Genomic DNA, 20,992 nt, shown 5'->3' on the forward strand with positions numbered 1-20,992 from the left:
TCTGTTTCTTGTGTTTGTAAGTATATGTCGGAATCCGAGATGTGGCTCCTTTTCCTGGGCACGTAGAGGTGTATAAGATACCTTCGTCGACTTCTTTTTGCTGCGCCTTCAGCTGTTCTGTGTGTTTTTTTTTTTTTTTTTTTTTTTTTCAAGCAAAAGCCGGCATACGGGTGGTAGCTCGGTCTCGTGGGCTCGGAGATGTGTTTAAGAGACTGTGCGGCATCGGTCATGCCCCCCATCATGGCACCGGTGGGCGCGGGCGGGTCGGGCCGCCGCGCGCGGGTCTCGGTACCATGGCCGCCATGGCCCGCTACGACCTGCACACGCACTCGACCGAGTCCGACGGCACCGAGCCGCCGGCCGACGTGGTGCGTGCGGCGGCGCGGGCCGGGCTGGACGGCCTCGCGCTCACCGACCACGACACGACCGCCGGCTGGGCCGAGGCCGCCCACGCCGCGCGGGAGACCGGGCTGACGCTCGTGCCCGGCATGGAGATGTCCTGCACCTCCGCCGACGGCGTGAGCGTGCACGTGCTCAGCTACCTGCACGACCCCGAGGACCCCGCCCTGCTGCGGGAGGTCGGCCTGGCCCGCGACGCGCGGCTGATCCGGGCGCAGGAGATGGTGCGGCGCCTGGGCGCGGACTTCCCGATCACGTGGGAGCTGGTCCAGGAGCACGCGGCGGAGAACGCGACGATCGGCCGGCCCCACCTGGCCGACGCCCTCGTGACGATCGGGGCCGTCCCGGACCGGTCCGCGGCGTTCCGGGAGATCCTCGCCGGCCGGTCCAAGTACTACGTGCCGCACTTCGCCCCGGACCCGGCCGAGGCGGTCGCGCTCATCCGGGCCGCCGGCGGGGTACCGGTGTTCGCGCATCCCCGGGCGCGCATGCGGGGCCGCGTGGTGGGCGACGAGGTGTTCGAGCAGATGGCCGAGGCCGGACTGGCGGGGGTCGAGGTCGAGCACCGGGACAACCCGGCGGAGGAGCGCACCTGGCTGCGCGCGTTCGCGGACCGGCACGGGCTGTTCGTCACCGGCTCGTCCGACTACCACGGCACCGGCAAGCCCAATCCGATCGGCGAGCACACCACGGGCGCGGAGGTGCTCGCCGAGATCGAGCGGCAGGGCACCGGCACGTCGATCATCCGCGGCTGAGCCCGGACGGCCCGGGCGACGGCGGAGGATCCGTTGCGCGAATGACCCTTCCGGCCGCCTGCACGGCGGTCGGAAGGGTCATTCGTGCAGAAGACTCCCGGGGGCCCGGAAGGGAGGGTCAGCCGTCCACGACCTCGCCGTTGCGGCGCCGCGTGCGGGAGCGGCCGCCCCGGCGACGACGGGCCTCGGCCCGGGCCTCGGCGCGCTCGGCCCGGCGGGCCTCCGTGAGCTCGACGCCGGCCACCGGCTCCGACGTCCGGGCCGCGGGGGTCTCGGAGCGCGAGGCGGTGCGCTCGCGGCCCTCGCCGCGACCACGGCCCCGGCCCTCGGCGCGCTGCTCGGCGGGTGCCTCACCACGCCCGCGGCCCTCGGCGCGCGCCTCGTCACGACCGCGAGGAGAACGCTCGGTCCGTTCGCCACGGCCTCCGCCCCGCGCCGCGTCTCGGCCCTCGCCGGAGCGGCCGCCCTGGCCCCGGCCGCCGCGCTCGCCGTCGCGGGACCGGCCGCCCTCGCGACCCCGTCCGCGGCCGCCGTCGCGCTGCTTCGCCTCGGGTCCGCCCAGGTCCTCGAGCGTCTCGCCCTCGAGGCCCTCGAGCACGCGCTTGGCCTGGGGCAGGCGGCCCTTCGTGCCCTTCGGGATGTCGAGGTCGGAGAACAGGTGCGGGGAGGAGGAGTAGGTCTCCACCGGCTCGGGCTGGCCGAGGCCGAGCGCCTTGTCGATCAGGGACCAGCGCGGCATGTCCTCCCAGTCCACGAGGGTCACCGCCACGCCCTTGTTGCCGGCGCGGCCCGTGCGGCCCACACGGTGCACGTAGGTCTTCTCGTCCTCCGGCGCCTGGAAGTTGAACACGTGGGTGACGTCGTCGACGTCGATGCCGCGCGCCGCGACGTCGGTGGCCACGAGGATGTCCACCTTGCCGTTGCGGAAGGCGCGCAGCGCCTGCTCGCGGGCGCCCTGGCCGAGGTCGCCGTGCAGCGCGCCGGCCGCGAAGCCGCGCGCCGTCAGCTCGTCCGCCACGCGGGCGGCCGTGCGCTTGGTGCGCGTGAAGATGATGGTCCGGCCGCGGCCCTCGGCCTGCAGGGCGCGGGCCACGAGCTCGTCCTTGTCCATGTGGTGGGCGCGGTAGACGAGCTGACGGATGTCCTTCTTCGTCAGGCCCTCGTCCTCCGGGTCCGCTGCGCGGATGTGGGTCGGCTGCGTCATGTAGCGGCGCGCCATCGCCACCACGGGGCCCGGCATGGTGGCCGAGAACAGCATGGTCTGGCGCACGGCCGGGACGGCGGCGAGCAGGGTCTCGACGTCCGGGAGGAAGCCGAGGTCCAGCATCTCGTCCGCCTCGTCCAGCACCACGGTGTTCACCAGGTCCAGGCGCAGGTGGCGCTGGCGCATCAGGTCGATGAGGCGGCCGGGGGTGCCGACGACGATCTCGACGCCGCGCTGCAGCTCCTCGATCTGCGGCTCGTAGGCGCGGCCGCCGTAGATGGTGGCGATGCGCAGGGGGCGCCGGGCCGCGGCGGCCGTGAGGTCGCCGGCCACCTGGACGGCGAGCTCGCGCGTCGGGGCGACGATCAGGGCCTGCGGGGCGCCCGCGGTGCCCTTGGCCTCGAGGCCGTCCCAGCCGGGCTCGCCCGGGCCGATGGCGCGCTGCAGCGCGGGGATGCCGAAGCCGAGGGTCTTGCCGGTGCCGGTCTTGGCCTGGCCGATGATGTCGTGGCCGCCGAGGGCGACCGGCAGGGTCATGGCCTGGATGGGGAAGGGGTGGACGATGCCCTTGGCCTCCAAGGCCTCGACGATCGCGGGGTGCACCCCGAAGTCGGCGAAGGTCTGCTCGGGGGCCACGGGGGCGGCGTCCTCGGTGACGATGTCCTCCGCGATCGCGGCGACCGTCGGGTCGAGATCGGCGGAGGCGGGGGTGTGCTCGGAGTTCTGGGTCATGGCGACTCGCGTTCCTGGTCAGGCGTCGTCACGGCGGGCGGAAGGCCCGGCTCCGCCGTGCGCGCGGTTCAAGCGGAAGCCGATCGCGAGGCAAGCACGCGGAGCGGCCGACGGGCGGCGCCCCGTGGAACCGGGCCGGGCGCGCCGTACGCGGCGGGCCGTGCCGGATCCGGCAGGTCATGGTGCCGTCCCGGGCGTCAGGGGCGCGGGCGGCGGGTCAGGGTGATCAGAGAGCGACCGGTCATCCTGGGTCAGCGTGAGCTGTGCGGCCAGTCTACCCCCGCGGCCATGATCGCACCCGAGGCACGGTCCACGCCCTCGATCCGCACGCGCACCCGGGTGCCCGCCGGGACGCCGCCCGGCACCCGCAGGCTCACGGCCGGGTCGAGCAGCCACACCTCCGTGCCGTCCTTCGCCTCGCGCACCGCGATCCCCTCGAGCTCCGCGCCGACGCGGGACTCGAGCGCCGCCGCCTCCACGAGGTCCGCCGCCGTCCGGCTCGCGGCCGAAGCCCGGCGCGACGAGTCCGCCATGAGGGCGGGCAGCTCGGGCAGGGCGCTGCGGACCCACGCGGGGGCGGGGGCGCCGACGGCGTGGGCGTGGCACAGGGCCAGGACGAAGCGGTCCACGAGCCGGCGCAGCGGAGCGGTGGCGTGGGCGTAGGGGGCGGCGAGCGCGGCCTGGGCCGGTTCGTCCGGCGGCGTGCGCAGGCCCGGGTCCTCGGTCTGCGCGTCGAAGGCCGTGTACCCGGCGCCGCGGAACAGCCCGGTGGCCGCGTGCAGCACCGCCAGGTGCCGCGCGTCGGCGGGGTCGAGGGAACGCAGGTAGGCGCCGTAGTCCTGGCCCTCGTCCCACGGGGCGCCCAGGGCGCGCGTGCGCTCTCGGAAGGCGGCGACGGCGTCGGCGTCCGGCGCCGGCATCGTGCGCAGGATCCCGACCCCGGCGGCCAGCATCAGCTCGGCCGCGGCCATGCCGGTCAGCAGGGAGAGCTGGGCGTTGTGCTCCTCCGCCGGCAGCGGCGCCCGGTGCACGAGCTCGTGCGCCCCGTCCTCGGTGACACGGACCTCCTGGTCCGGCAGGTTCAGGGAGGCACCGCCGCGGGCGGCCTCCTGCGCGGCCCGCCGTCGGCCCACCTCCGGCAGCAGCGCCAGCGAGTCGCGCACCTCGGCCGGCCACCCCTCGGCGGCGGCCCGGTCCGCGTCGGTGACCCCGGGACGCGGCGTCGTCGGCGCCTGCGCCCCCGGCTGTGCGTCGAGGAAGGCCTGCACCTGCCCGTAGGTCAGCTGCGCCCGGGAGCGGACGCGGGCGCGTTCGAGGCCGGTCTCGACGACGACGCCCGCGGCGTCCAGCAGGAACGTCCAGACGAACGCCGGGCGCTCGCGGTCGGGCAGCAGGGAGGCGGCGTCCTCGCTCAGCACCTCCGGGTGCAGGGGGACCCGGCCGTCGGGCAGGTAGACGGTCTGGCCGCGGCGGCGGGCCTCGGCGTCCACGGCGCCGCCCGGGGCCACGAAGGCGGGCACGTCCGCGATCGCGTAGCGGACGAGGATGCCGTCGTCGTCGGCGGGGGTCAGGAGCAGGGCCTGGTCCAGGTCCGTGGAGCCGGCGGGATCCACGGTGACAAACGGCAGGGCCGTGCGGTCCGCGTGGTCCGGGCTCCCGGTCAGGCCCGCGTGCACCTCACGCGCGGCCGCCTCCGCCTCGGCCAGGACGGGGGCGGGGAAGGCCGGCGGCAACTCGAGCTCCGTCCACAGGGCGGCGAGACGCTCGAGCAGGGCCGGGTCGGCGGGGCCGCGGAGGCCGAGGGCGTGAGGCGACATGGCGATGCTCCTGGGCAGGGGCCGAGACGACGCACGCCCCGGCGGATCACCGGGGCGTGCGGGCGGGTCAGGAGGCGGCGAACCCGAGCGGGCCCGACTTCTTCGCGCCGATCTCCACGAAGCCGATGCGGTCGCCGGGGACGACCACCTGGCGGCCCTTGGCGTCCGCCAGGACCAGCGGGGTGCCGTCGGCGACGGCGGCGTCCACGAGGGAGCGGACCTCGTCCGCCGACTGCTCGCTGTCGATGACGACCTCGCGGCCGACGTGCTGCACACCGATGCGGATCTCCATGGGGAACCTCTTCTCTTCGTCGCGTCCTGTGCGGTCCGCCGTCAGCCTACGGGACCGCTCGGCGGGGTGGACGGGCGCCCCCGAGGTTCACCCGCGGGCGAAACGGGCCGGACGGCCGGGTCAGCGCGGCGCGTCGTCCGCGGAGGGCAGCGAGGCGAGGCCGCGCCAGACGAGCGCGTCCACCGTGCGGGCCATCTCGGCGGCGGCGGGGCGGGCATCGGCGTCGAGCCGGTCCGCCCAGTGGCGTGCGGCGCCCAGGAGATAGCCGACGAGTCCGCGGGAGAGCACCTCGGCCTCGGCCTCGGCCACGGTGGTGTCCGCGCGGATGGTGCGCGCGACCTCGGAGGAGAGCAGCCGGTGGACGGCCTCGCTGCGCGTGCGCACCTCCGGGTCCGCGTCGATGCCGGAGTCGAAGATGAGGCGGTGGGTCCGCTCGGGGGAGGCCATGTACTCGAACACGGCGGCGACGGTGGCCCGCACCCGTTCGCGGTTGTCCCGGCGGGTGTCCATCGCCGCCTCGAGAAGCGCGCGCAGGTTCGCGACCTCGGCGTCCAGCAGCTCGAGGAAGAGCTCGTGCTTGCTGGGGAAGTGCTGGTAGAGGACCGGCTTGGAGACCTCGGCCCACTCGGCGATCTGCTCCATGGAGGCCCCTGCGTACCGCTCGGCGGCGAAGACCGCGCGGGCGCAGTCCAGCAGCTGGCGGCGACGCTCGTGCCGGGGCAGACGACGGCCTCGCCCGGGCTCGTCGGGCGCGGTGGCGGCGGGGTGGGCGGTCACGGGGTCCTCCTGGCGCGGGGCGGGCTCACGCGATGCGCGCGGCGCCGCCCTCGTCCTCGTGCGCGGGGCAGGCCGCCTCGACCGTGCCCACGGCGGGGGCGGGGCGGCCGGGGGCCTCGATCCCGAAGACCGCCTCGAGGGCGTCCTCATAGCGGTCGAGCCGGCCCTCGGCGGCGAGTCGCTTGGCGCGCACGCTGGGCTCGTGCAGGAGCTGGTTCACCATGCGGCGCAGGGCGAACTCCACCTCCTCGGCGGCCGCCGTGCAGCCGTGGCGGGCGCGCACGCGCTCGAGCTCCCGGTCGAGCACGCCGAGGGTGTGGCGGCGCAGGGCCTTGATCGCCGCGTCGGCGCTGCGGCCGCGCTGCGCGGCGCGGTACTCCTCGACGGCGTCGTCCACGAGCGCGCGGGCCTCGGCGACGGCGACCTCGGCCTGTTCGGGTGCGGCCAGCCGCACCGACTCGAGGGTGACGAGGTCGACGTCCGGCAGGTCCGCGACCGCCGGGTCGAAGTCCCGCGAGAGGGCCAGGTCGACCACCGTGAGCGGGCGCCGCCCGCCCTCGCGCAGCTCCTGCAGGCGCTCGGGGCTGATCTGGCGTTCGCCCCCGGAGGAGCCGATGATCACGTCCGCCTCGGCGACGGCGCCGGCCACGGCCTCGCCGCCGAGCGCGAGGGCCCAGCCGCCGCGGTCCGCGACGAACTGCTCCGCGCGGCCCGAGGCCGAGTGCACGCCGACGGTGGTCGCGCCCCGGTCCGCCAGCTGCGCGAGCGTGGTGCCGGCGTAGGCGCCCGTGCCGATCAGCAGGATGGTGGCCCCGGCCCAGAAGTCGCGCTGGGCCGCGGCGTCGGTGAGACCGCGCAGCTCCTCCGCGAGGTCCAGGGCGACGGAGACGACCGAGCGGCCGGCCGCGCCGAGCGCCGTGCGGGAGCCGACGTCCTTGGCCGTGCGCGTGGCGGACTCGAAGAGGCGGACGAGCGGGCCCGAGGCGGTGCCGGCCTCCTGGGCCGCCGTCAGGGCGCGCCGGACCTGACCGGCGATCTCGCGCTCGCCCACCACGGCGGAGTCCAGTCCGGCGCCGACCTCGAAGAGGTGACGGGCCGTGGCGTCGGCGTCGAGCGTGCGGAACGCGGCGTGCACGTCCTCGTCCGGCAGGGAGGTGGAGGCGGCGACGGCGGACAGCAGCCCCGCGCGGGCGGCCTCGACGCCGACCCCGTCGGCCTCGGCGTAGATCTCCACGCGGTTGCACGTGGCCAGGACGACGGCGCCCGCCGCACCGCTGCCGGGCAGGGCGGGCCCGACCCCGGTCGCGCCGGCGCTGAGGCGGGCGACCGTGTCCAGGTCCAGGTCATGGTGGGAGGCGACGAGAGAGAAGACAGTCACAGCGGGCCAAGTCTAGCCCCGACCGCCCCGCCCGTCCGGGAAGGCGGACCTGACCCGGGCGCCGTCGACGAGTGTGACGGCGCTCACGGAGGACGCGGATGTGCCACCGCGACACGACCGGTGGGACACTGGGGGCATGTCCGCCCTGTCCCAGACCCCCGAGACCCCCGCGGCCGTCCCGGCACTGCCCGCCGCGCACCCGCTGCGCACCGAGGATCCGTCACGCTCGACCGCGGCCAGCCCGCTCCTTCGCGCGCTGCGCGGCCAGCGCCCCGACCGCCACCCCGTGTGGTTCATGCGGCAGGCCGGCCGTTCGCTGCCCGAGTACCGCCGGGTGCGCGAGGGGATCGGGATGCTCGACTCCTGCCTCATGCCGGACCTGGTCCGGGAGATCACGATGCAGCCGGTGCGCCGCCACGACGTCGACGCGGCGATCTTCTTCTCGGACATCGTGGTCCCCCTGCGCCTGGCGGGCGTGGACGTGGAGATCCAGCCCGGCGTGGGCCCCGTGCTCGGCCAGGCCGTCCGCACCGCCGACGACGTCGCCGCGCTGCCCGTCCTCGAGGACGCCGCCCTGGACGTGATCCGCGAGGCCGTCGCGGCCACCGTCGCCGAGCTGGGCCCGCGCCCCCTGATCGGCTTCGCCGGCGCCCCCTTCACGCTGGCGGCGTACATGGTGGAGGGCCGTCCCTCCCGCGACCACTTCGGCCCGCGACGCATGATGCACGCCGACCCCGAGACCTGGGCCGCCCTGGCCGGCTGGGCGGCCACCGTGTCCGGCCAGTTCCTGCGCGCCCAGCTCGAGTCCGGCGCCTCCGCCGCGCAGCTGTTCGACTCGTGGGCCGGTTCGCTCTCGGCGGACGACTACCTCGAGCACGTGCAGCCGCATTCGACGGCGGCCCTCGCCCATGTCGCCGACCTCGCCGGGCCCGGCGTCCCCGACGGCGCCCCGCTCCTGCACTTCGGCACGGGCACCGGAGAGTTCCTGCACCACATGCGTGACGCGGGCGCGACCGCCGTCGGCGTGGACCACCGCCTCACGCTCGCCGAGGCGCACCGCCGGCTCAGCGCGAACCCCGGCCCCGACGGACGCGGCGCCGTGCCCCTGCAGGGCAACATCGACCCGGCCCTGCTCGCCGCCCCGTGGGAGGTCCTCGAGGCCCACGTGCGCGACGTCGTCGCCTCCGGCGCCGTCGCGCCCGGCCACGTCGTCAACCTCGCCCACGGCGTGCCGCCGGAGACGGACGCGGCCGTGCTGACCCGCGTGGTCGAGCTAATCCACTCCCTGCCCGTGCCGGAGCGGGAGGGCCAGGACCCGGCACCGGGGGTCGAGACCGCCGAGCGGGAGGAGCGCGCATGAGCGGCACGGCGCTCGTGGTCGGCGGCGGCATCGCCGGCCTCGTCGCGGCCCACCGACTGTCCACGGCGGGCTGGGACGTGACCCTCGCCGAGGCCACCTCCGTGCTCGGGGGCGCGGTCTCCCCGCGCTTCCTCGACGTCCCCTCGCACGGCGAGACCGGGGCCCCCGAGACCCAGACCCTCGAACTCGACGGCGGCGCCGAGTCGTTCGCCGTCCGCGGCGCCGCCGTGCGCGCGCTCGTGGAGGAGCTCGGGCTGGGCGAGAAGATCGTCGCGCCCGAGCCCCTCGGCTCGTGGCTGCACGGTCCCGCCGGCCCCGTGCGCGCCCCGCGTCTCGGCATCGTCGGCATCCCGGGCGACCTCGACGCCGAGGACCTCGCCGCCGCCCTCACGCCGGCCGGCCTGGAGCGCGCCCGGCAGGACGCCGAGGCCCCCATGGATCGCTGGGCCGCCGCGCTCGCGGCCGGCGAACCGGTGACCGTCGCGCAGGTCGTGGCCGACCGCCTCGGCGACGAGGTGCTCGACCGCCTCGTGGCCCCCGTCGTCGCCGGAGTCCACTCGGCCGACCCCGCGGTCGTCGAGCTGGAGCGCGTGGCCCCCGGCCTGCTCGCCGCCGCCGTGGAGCACGGCGGGCTGGCCGCGGGCGTCGCCGCGCTGCGGTCCACCGGGACCCCCGGCTCGCTCGTGGCCGGTCTGGACGGCGGCATGGTCCGCCTCACCGGCCGGCTCGTCGAGGCGCTGCGCGAGGACGGGGCCACCGTCCTGCGCGGTGTCCGGGTGGCCGCCCTGTCCCGCGTGCCCGCCACCGGCGGCTGGTGGGCCCAGATCTCGGACCGGGACGACGAGGTCGTCCGCGGGCTCGACGTGGACCGCGTCGTGCTGGCCGTGGACGGCGTCACCGCCTGGGACCTGCTGGCCCCGCTCTCGGCCGAGGCCCTGGACCCCGGCGCCGGCCCCGCCCTCGGCGAGGGCATCGCGCTGGCCACGCTCGTCGTCGAGGCCGCGGGCCTGGACGACGCGCCACGCGGCACCGGAGTGCTGGTCGGCGCCGGGACGGACGTGGCCGCCAAGGCCCTGACCCACGCCACCGCCAAGTGGGCGTGGCTGCGCGAGGTCGTCGCGCGGCCACAGGAGGGCGGCGTCGCCCGTCATCCCCATCGCCACGTGCTGCGCCTGTCCTACGGCCGCCAGGGCGGCGGGCCCGAGGCGCTGGGCCACCGCAGCGCGGACGAGGAGCTGCTCGCGCAGGCGCTCGTGGACACGGCGACTCTCACCGGGGTGCCGCTGGCGGAGGAGGACGTCGTCGCCCGCACCGTCACCCGCTGGCGCCGCTCCATCCCGCCGCAGGCCGGCCCCGACCGCGCGAAGGCGGACACGCTGATCGACTGGGCACGGGACGTGCCCGGCCTCGAGCTCGTGGGCAGCTGGGTGCACGGCACCGGGCTGGCCGCCGTCGTCGCCGGCGTGGACCGCACCCTCGGCGCCGACGCGCCGCCCGCGGGTTGACCTCGCCCCCAGACCACCCCTGACGCAATCGGATCTCAAGGAAGAGGACCATGACCAAGGACAGCACCACCACCCCTGCCGAGGCCGGCAAGGACTGGTTCACCACCTACACCGTGTTCGCCCGCCCACAGGGCGAGCCAGGCTGGCTGGGACTGGAGGGCCGCGACGCGAAGAAGGCCGCCAAGGAGTTCGACGAGGCCGTCGCGCGGGTGGCCCAGACCGGCGTGACCGTGCGCGGCGTCTACGACGTCTCGGGCATGCGCGAGGCCGGCGACGTCATGGTGTGGATGTACGGCCAGGTGCCCGAGGACCTGCAGGCCGCCATCCGCGAACTGCGCCGCACCCGTCTGCTCGAGGGCACCACGATGGTGCTCTCGGCCATGGGCGCCGATCGCATGGCCGAGTTCAACAAGGACCACGTCCCCGCCTTCGCCATGGGCCGCAAGGCCCTGAAGTGGCTGTGCTTCTACCCGTTCGTGCGCTCGTACGACTGGTACCTGCTGGACCCGAAGGAGCGGGCCCGCATGCTCCGCGAGCACGGCCAGCTCGGCCAGGACTTCCCGCAGGTATGGGCGAACACCACCAGCGCGTTCGGCCTGAACGACTGGGAGTGGCTGCTGGGCCTCGAGGCGGACGAGCTGACGGACCTGGTGGACATGATGCGCCACCTGCGCAACAACGAGACCCGCCTGCACGTGCGCAGCGAGGTGCCGTTCTACACCGGACGCCGTCTGGAGACCGCCGAGATCGCGGAGGTGCTGGCCTGATGACCGCCGCCCCCGAGCCCCGCGCCGACGCGCCCGTCCACACCGGCCCGGACGCCGGCGTCGCCCCGGCCCTCCGGACGCCCGAGAAGGCCGCCGCCGGCGTCGACTACGACGTGTGCGGCGTGATGGCCCCCAAGGACTACGACGCCCTGCTGCTCGCCTCCTTCGGCGGGCCCGAGGGTCAGGACGACGTGATCCCGTTCCTGCGCAACGTCACGCGCGGGCGCGGCATCCCGGACGAGCGCCTCGAGGAGGTCGCCACCCACTACCGCGCCAACGGCGGCGTCAGCCCCATCAACGCGCAGAACCGCGCGCTGAAGGCGGCCATCGAGGCCGAGCTGGCCGCCCGCGGCCTGGACCTGCCCGTGTACTGGGGCAACCGCAACTGGGAGCCCTACTTCCCGGACACCCTCGCGCGGATGCACGCCGACGGGCACCGCCGCATCCTGACGGTCACCACCTCCGCGTACTCCTGCTACTCCTCGTGCCGCCAGTACCGCGAGGACATGGGCATGGCCATGGAGCAGACCGGCCTGACCGGGAAGGTGGACCTGGACAAGACGCGCCAGTACTTCAACCACCCCGGCTTCATCGAGCCGTTCCGGGACGGCCTGCGCGCGGACCTGGCCTCGCTGCGCGCGGAGCTGGGGGACGACGCGCGGATCCACGTGCTCTTCGCGACCCACTCGATCCCCACCTCCGACGCCGCCGCCGCCGGCCCGCGCGGCCTCGCCGCCGACCTGCGCGCGCAGGCGGGGGCGGAGCCGGGCGACGAGGGTGCGGACGTGTACTCGGCGCAGCACCTCGACGTGGCCCGCGAGATCCTCGCCGGCGTGCCCGAGGCCGCGGACGTGCCGTGGTCGCTCGTGTACCAGTCGCGCTCCGGCCCGCCCTCGGTGCCGTGGCTCGAGCCGGACATCAACGACGCGATGGAGCACCTCGCGGGCGAGGGCGCCGAGACGGACGCGCAGGGGCGCGCCGTGGCGGGCTTCGTCGTCGTGCCGCTGGGCTTCGTCTCGGACCACATGGAGGTGGTCTGGGACCTCGACACCGAGGCCAAGGAGACCGCCGAGGGGCTGGGCGTGGGGTTCCGTCGCAGCCCCACCCCGGGCACCGACCCGCGGTTCGTGGCCGGGCTCGTGGACATCGTGGAGGAGCGGCTGGGCCGCCGCGAGGGCCGCGCCGCGGCCGGCTGCTTCCCGGCCTGGTACGACGTGTGCCGGCCGGACTGCTGCGCCAAGGTGATGCGGGACGGCTCGACGCGGCCGACGACGTCCGCGGTCGACGCCGCCGTGCGCGGGCTGGCCGAGCACGAGGCGGGCGCCGCGGCCCCCGCCGAGGAGGCCTGAGACCGTGACCCCCCTGCGCATCGGCACCCGGGGCTCCGCCCTGGCGACCACGCAGACCACCCACGTGGCGGAGGCGCTCACGGAGCGCTCCGGCCTGGCCCACGAGCTGGTGGTGATCCGCACCGAGGGCGACGTCACCACCGGCTCGCTGGCCTCGCTGGGCGGCACCGGCGTGTTCGCCTCGGCGCTGCGGGCCGCCGTGCTCGACGGCGTCGTGGACGCGGCCGTGCACTCGCTCAAGGACCTGCCGGCCGCCCAGCCGGAGACCCTCGAGATCGCCGCGGTGCCGGCCCGGGCCGACCTGCGGGACGCCCTGTGCGCCCGCGACGGCCTCACCCTGGCGACCCTGCCCGAGGGCGCCCGGGTGGGCACGGGCTCTCCGCGCCGCGTGGCCCAGCTCAAGGCGCTGCGCCCGGATCTGGAGCTCGTGGACATCCGCGGCAACGTGCAGACCCGCCTGGCCCGCGTGCCCGGGCTGGAGCAGCACGACGACCACGCCCCGGCCGCCGTGGGTTCGCCCCGCGGTGACCTCGACGCCGTGATCCTGGCCTGTGCCGGGCTCGACCGGCTCGGCCTGGACCACGTGATCACCGAGCGGATCGACCCGGAGGTCATGGTGCCCGCCCCCGGGCAGGGCGCCCTGGCCGTGGAGATCCGGGCCGAGGACGAGTCCTTCCTCGGTCGGGCGCTCCTGGACCCCCAGGCGCCGGTCGGGAGGCTGCACGCCGCCCTCGAGCTGGTCGACGATCGGGACACCCACGTGGCGGTCACCGCCGAGCGGGCCCTGCTGCGCCGCCTCGAGGCCGGCTGCGCCGCGCCGATCGGGGCCGTGGCCCGCGTGACCGACGGCGAGGCCGGCGCGCCGCGCATCGAGATGACCGCGATGGTGGCCGCCCTCGACGGCTCGCGCGTGCTGCGCCGGACCTCGTCCGTGCAGCTCGACCCGGTGCCGGCCGACGTGGCCGGCGACCCGGCGGCCGCCGACGAGTGGCTCGAGGACACCCTGTTCGTGGCCGCGGAGGCACTCGGCGTGCACGTGGCCGAGCAGTTCGTGGCCGAGGGCGCCGACCTGCTGCCCGGCACGGTGCGCGGGGTGGACCGGGGCGACGGCGCCCCGCGGCCCGACGACCCGGCCTGAGATGCGCGTCCTGCTCACCCGCCAGCCGGCCCAGGCCGGCGACCTCGAGGCCGGTCTCGCCGGCGCCGAGGTGGCGGGGCGGCGGCTGCGGGTCGGCTTCCTGCCGCTGACCGACTTCGCGCTGCCCGACGACGACGGCCCCCTGCGCGCGCTGCTCGCGGACTGGGCGGGGGCCGACGGTGATGCGGCCGGGCCGGTGCGCTCGGACGGGTCCCGCTGGCTCGTGCTGACGAGCCCCAACACCGTGCGCGCACTCAGGGCCGTCAGCTGGGACGGCCATGTCCCGGCGGGCGCGCGGATCGCGGTCACCGGACCGGGCACGGCACGGGTGCTGACCGAGGCGGGCTGCGACGCGGCGCCGTGGCTGCCGCCCGAGGACCGCTCCGCCGATGGCCTGATCGCCGGACTCGCCGCCCTGCATCCCCGCGGCGCCCGCGCGTGGCTGCCCCAGTCCGATCGGGCCCGGTCCCGCCTCGCCGACGGCCTGCGCGCGGCGGGCTGGGACGTGCGGACCGGGCTCGCCTACCGGACGGTGCCGTATCCGGCGCAGGTCGGCAGGCGGCTGCTCGACGGGGCGGCAGACGAGGGCCGGGGGGACGTCGTGACGCCCGCGCGGTTGGCCGCGGTCGCGGCGGGGACCGCCGTGGTGCTCACCAGCTCGTCCGCGGCGGAGGAGTTCGTGGCCGCGGGCCTGACGCCGCTGGTGGGGGAGCGGGTGCGGCTCGTGGCGATCGGCGCGCCGACCCGTGACACGTGCGCGCGGCGGGGTCTGCCCCTGCTCGGGACGGCCCCCACGCCGGACGCGGCCGGAGTGCTGGCCGTGCTGCGCGCTGCGGCCTGAGCCGCCCGTCCGCACTCGAGGCGAGGCTCAGTCGGGGCGGCCGCCGTCCCGGTCGGTCGCGTCGTCCTCCGTCGACGCCGGGCCGGCGTCGTGCGTCTCGTCCTCCGGCACGCCGGTGGCGGCGGCCATGATGTCCACCCGCGGATCGCGCAGGATGGCGACCGAGACGTTGGTGAAGCCCGTGTTGGCGAGCAGCTCCGAGGCCTCCTCGTCCGTCAGGTCGTACGCGTGCGCGAGCATGCGCACGTTCTCCGTGTAGAAGGCGTGCAGGCGGTCGACGCCGCGCAGGAAGCCCAGAGTGTTCCCCATGGCGGGGAGCCTACCGGGCGGGCGTGGTGGCCGGGTGGCCGGCGGGTGAACGGCTGGTGGACCGGCCCGCCGGCCGCGGGGGACGACGGGCCGTGCCGCTCAGCCCTCGGCGCGGCGGCTGCGGCGGCGGACCAGCGAGACCTCCATGGTCCGGCCCTCGGTGCGGGTGCGCAGGTACGGCTGGTCCTCCACGAGGGTGGAGAGCTTGGAGTGCCCGAAGTCGCGCGGGTCGAAGTCCACGTGGGTGCGGCTCAGGTGCTGGCCGATCAGGGACAGCGTGGCCCAGCCGTCGTCGGTGCTCGTGGCGTTGACGGCCTTGGTGAGCGCGGCCTGCAGGTCGATGCGCGGGGCGGCGTCGGCCTCGTCGTGCTCGGGCTCGGCCTCGACCGGCACCTCGGGCGGGGTCGGGTCCTCGGTGACGTCCGACGGCGACGCACGGCGGCCCCGCCGACCGGCCCCGGACTTCGCCTGCGGGCCCTTCCCGTCCTTGCCGGCGGCGTCCCCGGCGGGCGCCTCGTCGGCGCCGGGGGCCTCGGCGTCCGCGACGTCCGCGTCCGTGGCCTCGGGGGTGTCGGCGGCGTCGGTGGTCTTGGACCCGCGACCGCGGCCTCGACCGCCGCGGCGGGACCCCGAGCGGCCGGAGCCCTCGGACGCCTTGGCGTTCTCCTCCTTGGCGGGGGCGTCCTCCCCGGTCTCGTCGTCGTCGACGTCGTGGTCCGTGGCGGTGCCGAGCAGCTCGAGGTAGATGAACTGGTCCACGGCGTTGCGCAGCGAGGCGGGGGTCTTGCGGGCGCCCAGGCCGATCACGCGCTTGCCGCCCTCGCGCAGGCGGGTGGCCAGGCGCGTGAAGTCGGAGTCCGAGGAGACGAGGGCGAACGCGTCCACGTTGCCCATCCAGAGCAGGTCCATCGCGTCGATGATGAGCGCGGAGTCCGAGGAGTTCTTGCCCACGGTGTAGGCGAACTGCTGGACCGGCTGGATCGCGTGGTGGTTCAGCGCCTTCTTCCAGCCGTTGAGGTTGGTCGTGGTCCAGTCGCCGTACGCGCGCTTGATCGTGGGGGTGCCGTAGGTGGCGAGCTCCTCGAGGATCAGGGGGGCGAACTTGGGGGAGACGTTGTCGCTGTCCATCAGGACGGCGATTCGCAGGGATGCGGGGGTGGGTTCGGGCATGGGACCCACACTAGTCGGGAACGCCCCGGGGAGGGGCCGCGGCGGTGCGCGGCCCCTCCCCGGGGCGAAGGCCCTCCGACGAGGGCGGGTGTCAGGCGGAGGCGCTGGTGACGGGGTCCGCGACGCGGACCAGGCGCTTGTTCACGAACTCGTCCACGCCGTAGGGGCCCAGCTCGCGGCCGAAGCCCGAGCGGCCGACACCGCCGAAGGGCAGCCCGGCCTGGGTGGTGCCGTGCTCGTTCACGAAGGCCATGCCCACGTCGAGGCGGCGGGCCGTGGCCTCGGCGAGCTCGAGGTCGTCGGACCACACCGAGCCGCTGAGGCCGAAGTCGGACTCGTTGGCCAGGGCGACGGCCTCGTCGACGTCCGCGGCCCGGTGCACGACGGCGACCGGGCCGAAGAGCTCCTCGGACCAGGCGCGCATCTCGCGGGTCACCCCGGTGAGCACGGTCGGCTCCATGAAGGCGCCGGCGCCGGCACGGGCGTGACCGCCGGTGCGCACCTGCGCCCCGTGGGAGACGGCGTCGTCCACCAGCTCCATCAGGTCCTCCCGAGCGGAGGTGCTGGACATGGGGCCGACCTGGGTGCCCTCCTCGCGGGGGTCGCCGACGGTCGCGTCCTTGAACGCGGCGGTGAGCTTCTCCACGAACTCGTCGTAGTGCTCGTCGAGGACGATCATCCGCTTGGGCGAGTTGCAGGCCTGCCCGGCGTTGCTCAGCCGCGCCTTTGCCGCCGTCGCGGCCACGGCGTCGAGGTCGCCGCCGAGGACGATGAACGGATCGGAGCCGCCCAGCTCCAGCACGGCCTTCTTCAGGTGCTGACCGGCCGCGGCGGCCACGGAGGCGCCCGCGCCCTCGCTGCCGGTGAGGGAGACGCCCTGGACCCGCGGGTCGGCGATGATGCCGTCGATCCGGTCCGAGCCCACGAGCAGCGTCTGGTAGACGCCCTCCGGGAGGCCGGCCTCGGTGAGCAGCTCCTCGAGCCGCAGGGCGGAGGCCGCGCAGATGGAGGCGGGCTTGAGCAGCAGGGTGTTGCCCAGCAGCAGGTTGGGGGCGATGAACCGGGCCAGCTGGTAGTAGGGGTAGTTCCACGGCATCACGCCGAGGAGGACGCCGAGCGGCTCCTTCTCCACGCGCGTCGAGTTGGCGCCGTGGGCGGGGAGGGCGTCGTCCGCCAGCAGCTGCTGGGCGTTGTCCGCGTAGTAGCGGAAGATCTGGGAGCACAGCTGCGCCTCCCCGACGCCCTGGGCGAGCGGCTTGCCCATCTCCTCGGCGGCGATGTCGGCGAGCTCGTCGGCGTGCTGCGCGAGCAGGTCCGCCGTGCGCCGCAGGACCTCGGCGCGCCGGACGGGGTCGGTGCTCCGCCAGGTGGTGAAGGCGTCCTGGGCGGCGGCGAGGGCGTCCTCCACCTGCTCCTCGCTCATCGCGTCCCAGGTGCGGACGATCTCTCCGGTGGTGGGATCTTCGGTGCGGAAACCGGCCATGGGTGGTTCTCCTTCGATACTGGGTGGCCCGGCCCCGGTCGGGGCCGGGGTGGGGGGTCAGTCGTCGACGACCTGCACGTCCACGCGGATGTTGCCGCGCGTGGCGTTGGAGTAGGGGCAGACCCGGTGAGCCGCGTCGGCGAGCTGCTGGGCCTCGTCATGGGGCAGGTCGGGGATCACGACCTCGAGCACGACGGCCAGGCCGAAGCCCTCGCCGGCCCTGCCGATGGCGACGCGTGCGCCCACGGAGGAGTCGCCGAGCTTCTTCTTGGCCTGACGGGCCACGTTCTGCAGCGCGGAGTGGAAGCACGCGGCGTAGCCGGCCGCGAACAGCTGCTCGGGGTTCGCGCCGTCGCCGCTGCCGCCCATCTCCGCGGGGACCGCGAGGTCCAGTGCGATGCGGCCGTCCGCGGTCTGGACGTGGCCGTCGCGGCCGGCGCCGGTGGCGACGGCCTCGGCGGTGTAGAGGGGGCCGATCTCGATCATGCGGTGCCTTCCTTGCCGGTGACGGGTCCGGGTGGCGGGCCCGAGGCGCGGGTGGCGCGTCTCCGCGCTCACGAGCGAGCGTAGTCCGCGGTCAGGTTGTGCGCAACCGAATTGCCGCGGGGAGTCGGACGGCCGTGCCCCGATCCCCCCGCCGCCCCGCGCCGACCGGCGCGTCCCGCCGCACCGCGCCTAGACTCGAGGCCATGTCCTTCCCCCATCAGCGTCCCCGTCGGCTCCGCCAGTCCGCCGCCCTGCGCCGGCTGGTCGCCGAGACCCGCATCCACCCGAACCAGCTGATCCTGCCGGCCTTCATCAAGGAGGGCGCCGCCGAGCCCGTGCCGATCGCCTCGATGCCGGGCGTCGTGCAGCACACCACGGACTCGCTCAAGGCCGCCGCGGCCGAGGCCGCCCAGCTGGGAGTCGGCGGCATCATGCTCTTCGGCGTGCCGGCCACGCGCGACGCCGTCGGCAGCGCCGCCCTGGACCCGGACGGCGTCCTGAACCGGGCCATCCGGGACGTGAAGGCGGAGGTGGGGGACGGGCTCGTCGTGATGTCCGACCTGTGCCTGGACGAGTTCACCGACCACGGCCACTGCGGCGTGCTCACCGCCGAGGGCGCCGTGGACAACGACGCGACGCTGGAGATCTACGCCCGGATGGGCCTCGCGCAGGCCGAGGCCGGTGCGGACGTGCTCGGTCCCTCCGGGATGATGGACGGCCAGGTCCGCGTGATCCGGGAGGCCCTCGAGGGCGCCGGCCACCACGAGACCGCGATCCTCGCCTACGCCGCGAAGTACTCCTCGGCGTTCTACGGGCCGTTCCGCGACGCCGTCGACTCCCAGCTCACGGGCGACCGCAAGACCTACCAGATGGACGCCGCCAACCGGAGCGAGGCCCTGCTCGAGGTCGCCCTCGACCTCGAGGAGGGCGCGGACATGGTGATGGTCAAGCCCGCGATGAGCTACCTGGACATCGTGCGCGACGTGGCGGACATGGCGGACGTGCCCGTCTCCGCGTACCAGATCTCGGGCGAGTACGCGATGATCGAGGCCGCCGCCGCGCACGGCTGGATCGACCGGAAGGCCTCGATCGTCGAGTCCGTGCTCTCCATCCGGCGCGCCGGCGCCGACTCCGTGCTCACCTACTGGGCGGCCGAGCTCGGCCGCTGGATGAAGGAGGGGTCCCTGTGACCGCGTCCCAGCCGACCACCAACGCCGCCGCCTTCGCCGCGGCCCAGGCCGTCATCCCCGGCGGCGTCGACTCGCCCGTGCGCGCCTTCGGCTCGGTGGGCGGCACGCCCCGGTTCATGGCCGGCGCGCACGGCCCGTACCTGACCGACGTCGAGGGCAACGAGTACGTGGACCTGGTCTGCTCGTGGGGCCCCATGCTGCTGGGCCACCAGCACCCCGAGGTCGTCGAGGCCGTCCACGCCGCCGTGGACCGCGGCCTCGGCTTCGGCACCTCCACGCTGGAGGAGACCGCGCTGGCCGAGCTGATCGCCTCCAAGGTCCCGGTCGAGCGCGTGCGCTTCGTGTCCACCGGCACCGAGGCCACCATGACGGCCCTGCGCCTGGCCCGCGGCGTGACCGGCCGCAACCTGATCGTGAAGTTCGCCGGCTGCTACCACGGCCACTCGGACGGCCTGCTGGCCGCGGCCGGCTCGGGCGTGGCGACCGCCGCCCTGCCCGGCTCCGCGGGCGTCACCGAGGCCGCCGCCTCCGAGACCCTCGTGGTGGACTACAACGACCGCGCCGCCGTCGAGGCCGTGTTCGCCGAGCACGGCGAGCGCATCGCCGCGCTCATCACGGAGGCCGTGCCCTGCAACATGGGCGTCGTGGAGCCCGCCGAGGGCTTCAACGCGTTCCTGCGCGAGATCACCCGCCGCCACGGCGCGCTGCTGATCTGGGACGAGGTGCTCACCGGCTTCCGCGCCACCGCCACGGGCGGCTGGGGCCTGTCCGGACAGCCCGAGGGCTGGACCCCGGACATCTGGTGCTTCGGCAAGGTGATCGGCGGCGGCATGCCCGCGGCCGCCCTGGGCGGCTCCGCCGAGATCATGGACCACCTGGCCCCGCTCGGTCCGGTGTACCAGGCCGGCACCCTCTCCGGGAATCCGGTGGCCATGGCCGCCGGCCACGCCACGCTCTCCCGCGCCGACGAGGCCGTCTACGCCGCCGTGACGCGCGCCTCGGACGCCGTGCGCGAGGGCCTCGTGGCCGCCCTGGACGCCGAGGGCGTGGACCACTCGATCCAGCGGGCCGGCACCCTGTTCTCCCTGGCGTTCGGCACCTCCGGCACCGGCGTGCGGGACTACCGGGACGCCCAGGGCCAGGAGGTCTTCCGCTACGCCCCGTTCTTCCAGTCGATGCTGGCCTCCGGCGTGTACCTGCCGCCGTCCGTGTTCGAGGCCTGGTTCGTCTCCGCCGCCCACGACGACGCGGCGGTCACCCGGGTGCTCGACGCGCTGCCGGCCGCGGCGAAGGCGGCCGCGGCGGCGACGCCCCAGGCCTGAGACCCGAGCGCGGGTCGGGGCCGGGTGCTCAGCGCTCGGCCTCGACCGGCCAGTGGCGCGAGACGGTGGCCTGCGGGTCCTTGCGCCGCAGGTACTGCTCGAAGCTCTCCGCCTGCTCGGCCTTCCAGCGGACCTGCCGCTCGTGCAGGTCCGCCGGCGCCACGCGCAGCTGCTCGTACTGGGCGGCCAGGGCGTCGGCCACCTGGACGGCGGCGAGGGCGTCCGCCGCGGAGGTGTGCGCGTTCTCCAGGGTCACCCCGTAGTGCTCGGACACCGCGGAGAGCGTGCGCTTGCCCTTGCGGAACCGGTCCACCTGCTTGTCCAGCACGAACGGGTCGATCACGGGGCGGGCCTCGAGCGGCGTCAGCCCGTGGCGGCGCGCCTCCCGGTCCATCACCGTGAAGTCGTACACGCCGTTGAACGCCACCACGGGGATGCCCGCGGCGAACAGGTCCCGCAGGGTCTCGGTGATCTCCGTGACGCCCTGCGCGGCGGGCATGCCCTCCGCCTGCGCCCGCTCCGTGGTGACGCCGTGGACCTCGGCCGCCTCGGCCGGGATGGGCACGCCCGGGTCCACGAGCCACTCGGCCGACGACGCGGCGCGGCCCTGCTCGTCCACCATCACCAGGGTGGCGGTCACGATCAGCGCGGTGCGCGGATCACGTCCGGTGGTCTCGAGGTCGAAGCCGGCGCGGATGCTCTCATGCCAAGTCACGCG

The 20,992-nt window shown here is 75.4% G+C and carries 20 protein-coding genes; 9 read left to right on the forward strand and 11 right to left on the reverse strand.

Annotation, left to right across the window (positions count from 1 at the left end; genetic code table 11):
* A partial coding sequence (locus FLM69_RS11435) for a hypothetical protein (protein ID WP_220125175.1) occupies positions 1-230 on the reverse strand: 230 nt, incomplete at its 3' end.
* Positions 231-293: 63 nt separating this feature from the next.
* On the opposite strand from FLM69_RS11435, the gene FLM69_RS06200 reads away from it, so the two are divergent.
* On the forward strand, positions 294-1,154 hold the full coding sequence (locus FLM69_RS06200; RefSeq protein ID WP_036381123.1) for a PHP domain-containing protein: 861 nt from the start codon (positions 294-296) through the stop codon (positions 1,152-1,154).
* A 118-nt stretch (positions 1,155-1,272) separates the two neighbouring features.
* On the opposite strand, the gene FLM69_RS06205 is transcribed toward FLM69_RS06200, so the two are convergent.
* The 5 genes from FLM69_RS06205 to FLM69_RS06225 all read right to left on the reverse strand — a co-directional run bounded on the left by FLM69_RS06205 (position 1,273) and on the right by FLM69_RS06225 (position 7,354).
* Positions 1,273-3,090 (reverse strand): DEAD/DEAH box helicase, encoded by a 1,818-nt coding sequence (locus tag FLM69_RS06205; RefSeq protein WP_141843500.1) that lies wholly within the window; start codon positions 3,088-3,090, stop codon positions 1,273-1,275.
* Between the two features lie 251 nt (positions 3,091-3,341).
* Positions 3,342-4,907: an RNB domain-containing ribonuclease gene (locus FLM69_RS06210; protein ID WP_061867029.1), complete on the reverse strand. Its 1,566-nt coding sequence runs from the start codon at positions 4,905-4,907 to the stop codon at positions 3,342-3,344.
* A gap of 67 nt (positions 4,908-4,974) precedes the next feature.
* Entirely contained in the window at positions 4,975-5,199 is a 225-nt protein-coding gene (locus FLM69_RS06215; protein WP_002854967.1) for a DUF3107 domain-containing protein, read from the reverse strand.
* 120 nt (positions 5,200-5,319) lie between these two features.
* Entirely contained in the window at positions 5,320-5,976 is a 657-nt protein-coding gene (locus FLM69_RS06220; RefSeq protein ID WP_061867028.1) for a TetR/AcrR family transcriptional regulator, read from the reverse strand.
* A gap of 25 nt (positions 5,977-6,001) precedes the next feature.
* A complete protein-coding gene (locus FLM69_RS06225) occupies positions 6,002-7,354 on the reverse strand; it encodes a glutamyl-tRNA reductase (RefSeq protein WP_061867027.1) in 1,353 nt (450 codons plus the stop codon).
* Positions 7,355-7,490: 136 nt separating this feature from the next.
* Between FLM69_RS06225 and hemE the strand changes: the two genes are divergently transcribed.
* From hemE to FLM69_RS06255, 6 genes are read left to right on the forward strand one after another with little or no spacing between them, the layout of a single operon-like run.
* On the forward strand, positions 7,491-8,714 hold the full coding sequence (gene hemE, locus FLM69_RS06230; protein ID WP_061867026.1) for a uroporphyrinogen decarboxylase: 1,224 nt from the start codon (positions 7,491-7,493) through the stop codon (positions 8,712-8,714).
* Positions 8,711-10,219 (forward strand): NAD(P)/FAD-dependent oxidoreductase, encoded by a 1,509-nt coding sequence (locus FLM69_RS06235; RefSeq protein ID WP_061867025.1) that lies wholly within the window; start codon positions 8,711-8,713, stop codon positions 10,217-10,219. The genes hemE and FLM69_RS06235 overlap by 4 nt, the downstream gene beginning before the upstream one ends.
* Positions 10,220-10,269: 50 nt before the next feature.
* Positions 10,270-10,986 carry a hydrogen peroxide-dependent heme synthase gene (gene hemQ, locus FLM69_RS06240; RefSeq protein ID WP_036314319.1) on the forward strand — a complete coding sequence of 239 codons (717 nt, stop codon included), beginning with the start codon at positions 10,270-10,272 and terminating at the stop codon, positions 10,984-10,986.
* Positions 10,986-12,335, forward strand: a complete 1,350-nt coding sequence (locus FLM69_RS06245; RefSeq protein WP_061867024.1) for a ferrochelatase — start codon at positions 10,986-10,988, stop codon at positions 12,333-12,335. The genes hemQ and FLM69_RS06245 overlap by 1 nt, the downstream gene beginning before the upstream one ends.
* A 4-nt stretch (positions 12,336-12,339) precedes the next feature.
* Positions 12,340-13,473, forward strand: coding sequence for a hydroxymethylbilane synthase (hemC, locus tag FLM69_RS06250; protein WP_061867023.1), 1,134 nt, complete (start codon positions 12,340-12,342; stop codon positions 13,471-13,473).
* Between the two features lies 1 nt (position 13,474).
* On the forward strand, positions 13,475-14,314 hold the full coding sequence (locus FLM69_RS06255; RefSeq protein WP_061867022.1) for a uroporphyrinogen-III synthase: 840 nt from the start codon (positions 13,475-13,477) through the stop codon (positions 14,312-14,314).
* Between the two features lie 27 nt (positions 14,315-14,341).
* Here the strand turns inward: FLM69_RS06255 and FLM69_RS06260 are convergent, their stop codons facing one another.
* From FLM69_RS06260 to FLM69_RS06275, 4 genes are all read right to left on the reverse strand, one after another.
* On the reverse strand, positions 14,342-14,623 hold the full coding sequence (locus FLM69_RS06260; protein WP_061867021.1) for a hypothetical protein: 282 nt from the start codon (positions 14,621-14,623) through the stop codon (positions 14,342-14,344).
* 99 nt (positions 14,624-14,722) lie between these two features.
* On the reverse strand, positions 14,723-15,793 hold the full coding sequence (locus tag FLM69_RS06265) for an NYN domain-containing protein (RefSeq protein ID WP_061867020.1): 1,071 nt from the start codon (positions 15,791-15,793) through the stop codon (positions 14,723-14,725).
* 91 nt (positions 15,794-15,884) lie between these two features.
* Positions 15,885-17,276, reverse strand: a complete 1,392-nt coding sequence (locus FLM69_RS06270) for an aldehyde dehydrogenase family protein (RefSeq protein WP_002854945.1) — start codon at positions 17,274-17,276, stop codon at positions 15,885-15,887.
* A 57-nt stretch (positions 17,277-17,333) separates the two neighbouring features.
* Positions 17,334-17,762: an organic hydroperoxide resistance protein gene (locus tag FLM69_RS06275; RefSeq protein WP_002854944.1), complete on the reverse strand. Its 429-nt coding sequence runs from the start codon at positions 17,760-17,762 to the stop codon at positions 17,334-17,336.
* Positions 17,763-17,965: 203 nt separating this feature from the next.
* Here FLM69_RS06275 and hemB point away from each other — a divergent pair, with 203 nt between their 5' ends.
* Both hemB and hemL read left to right on the forward strand, forming a co-directional pair.
* Positions 17,966-18,952: a porphobilinogen synthase gene (gene hemB, locus FLM69_RS06280; RefSeq protein WP_141843502.1), complete on the forward strand. Its 987-nt coding sequence runs from the start codon at positions 17,966-17,968 to the stop codon at positions 18,950-18,952.
* Positions 18,949-20,274: a glutamate-1-semialdehyde 2,1-aminomutase gene (gene hemL, locus FLM69_RS06285; RefSeq protein ID WP_141843504.1), complete on the forward strand. Its 1,326-nt coding sequence runs from the start codon at positions 18,949-18,951 to the stop codon at positions 20,272-20,274. Before hemB ends, hemL begins: the two co-directional genes overlap by 4 nt.
* Before the next feature lie 28 nt (positions 20,275-20,302).
* Here hemL and FLM69_RS06290 read toward each other — a convergent pair whose 3' ends face one another.
* Positions 20,303-20,989, reverse strand: coding sequence for a 3'-5' exonuclease (locus FLM69_RS06290; RefSeq protein ID WP_049147285.1), 687 nt, complete (start codon positions 20,987-20,989; stop codon positions 20,303-20,305).
* Positions 20,990-20,992: the final 3 nt, after the last annotated feature.

It is taken from the genome of Micrococcus sp. R8502A1, from assembly GCF_006704135.1.
GTDB lineage: Bacteria > Actinomycetota > Actinomycetes > Actinomycetales > Micrococcaceae > Micrococcus > Micrococcus luteus.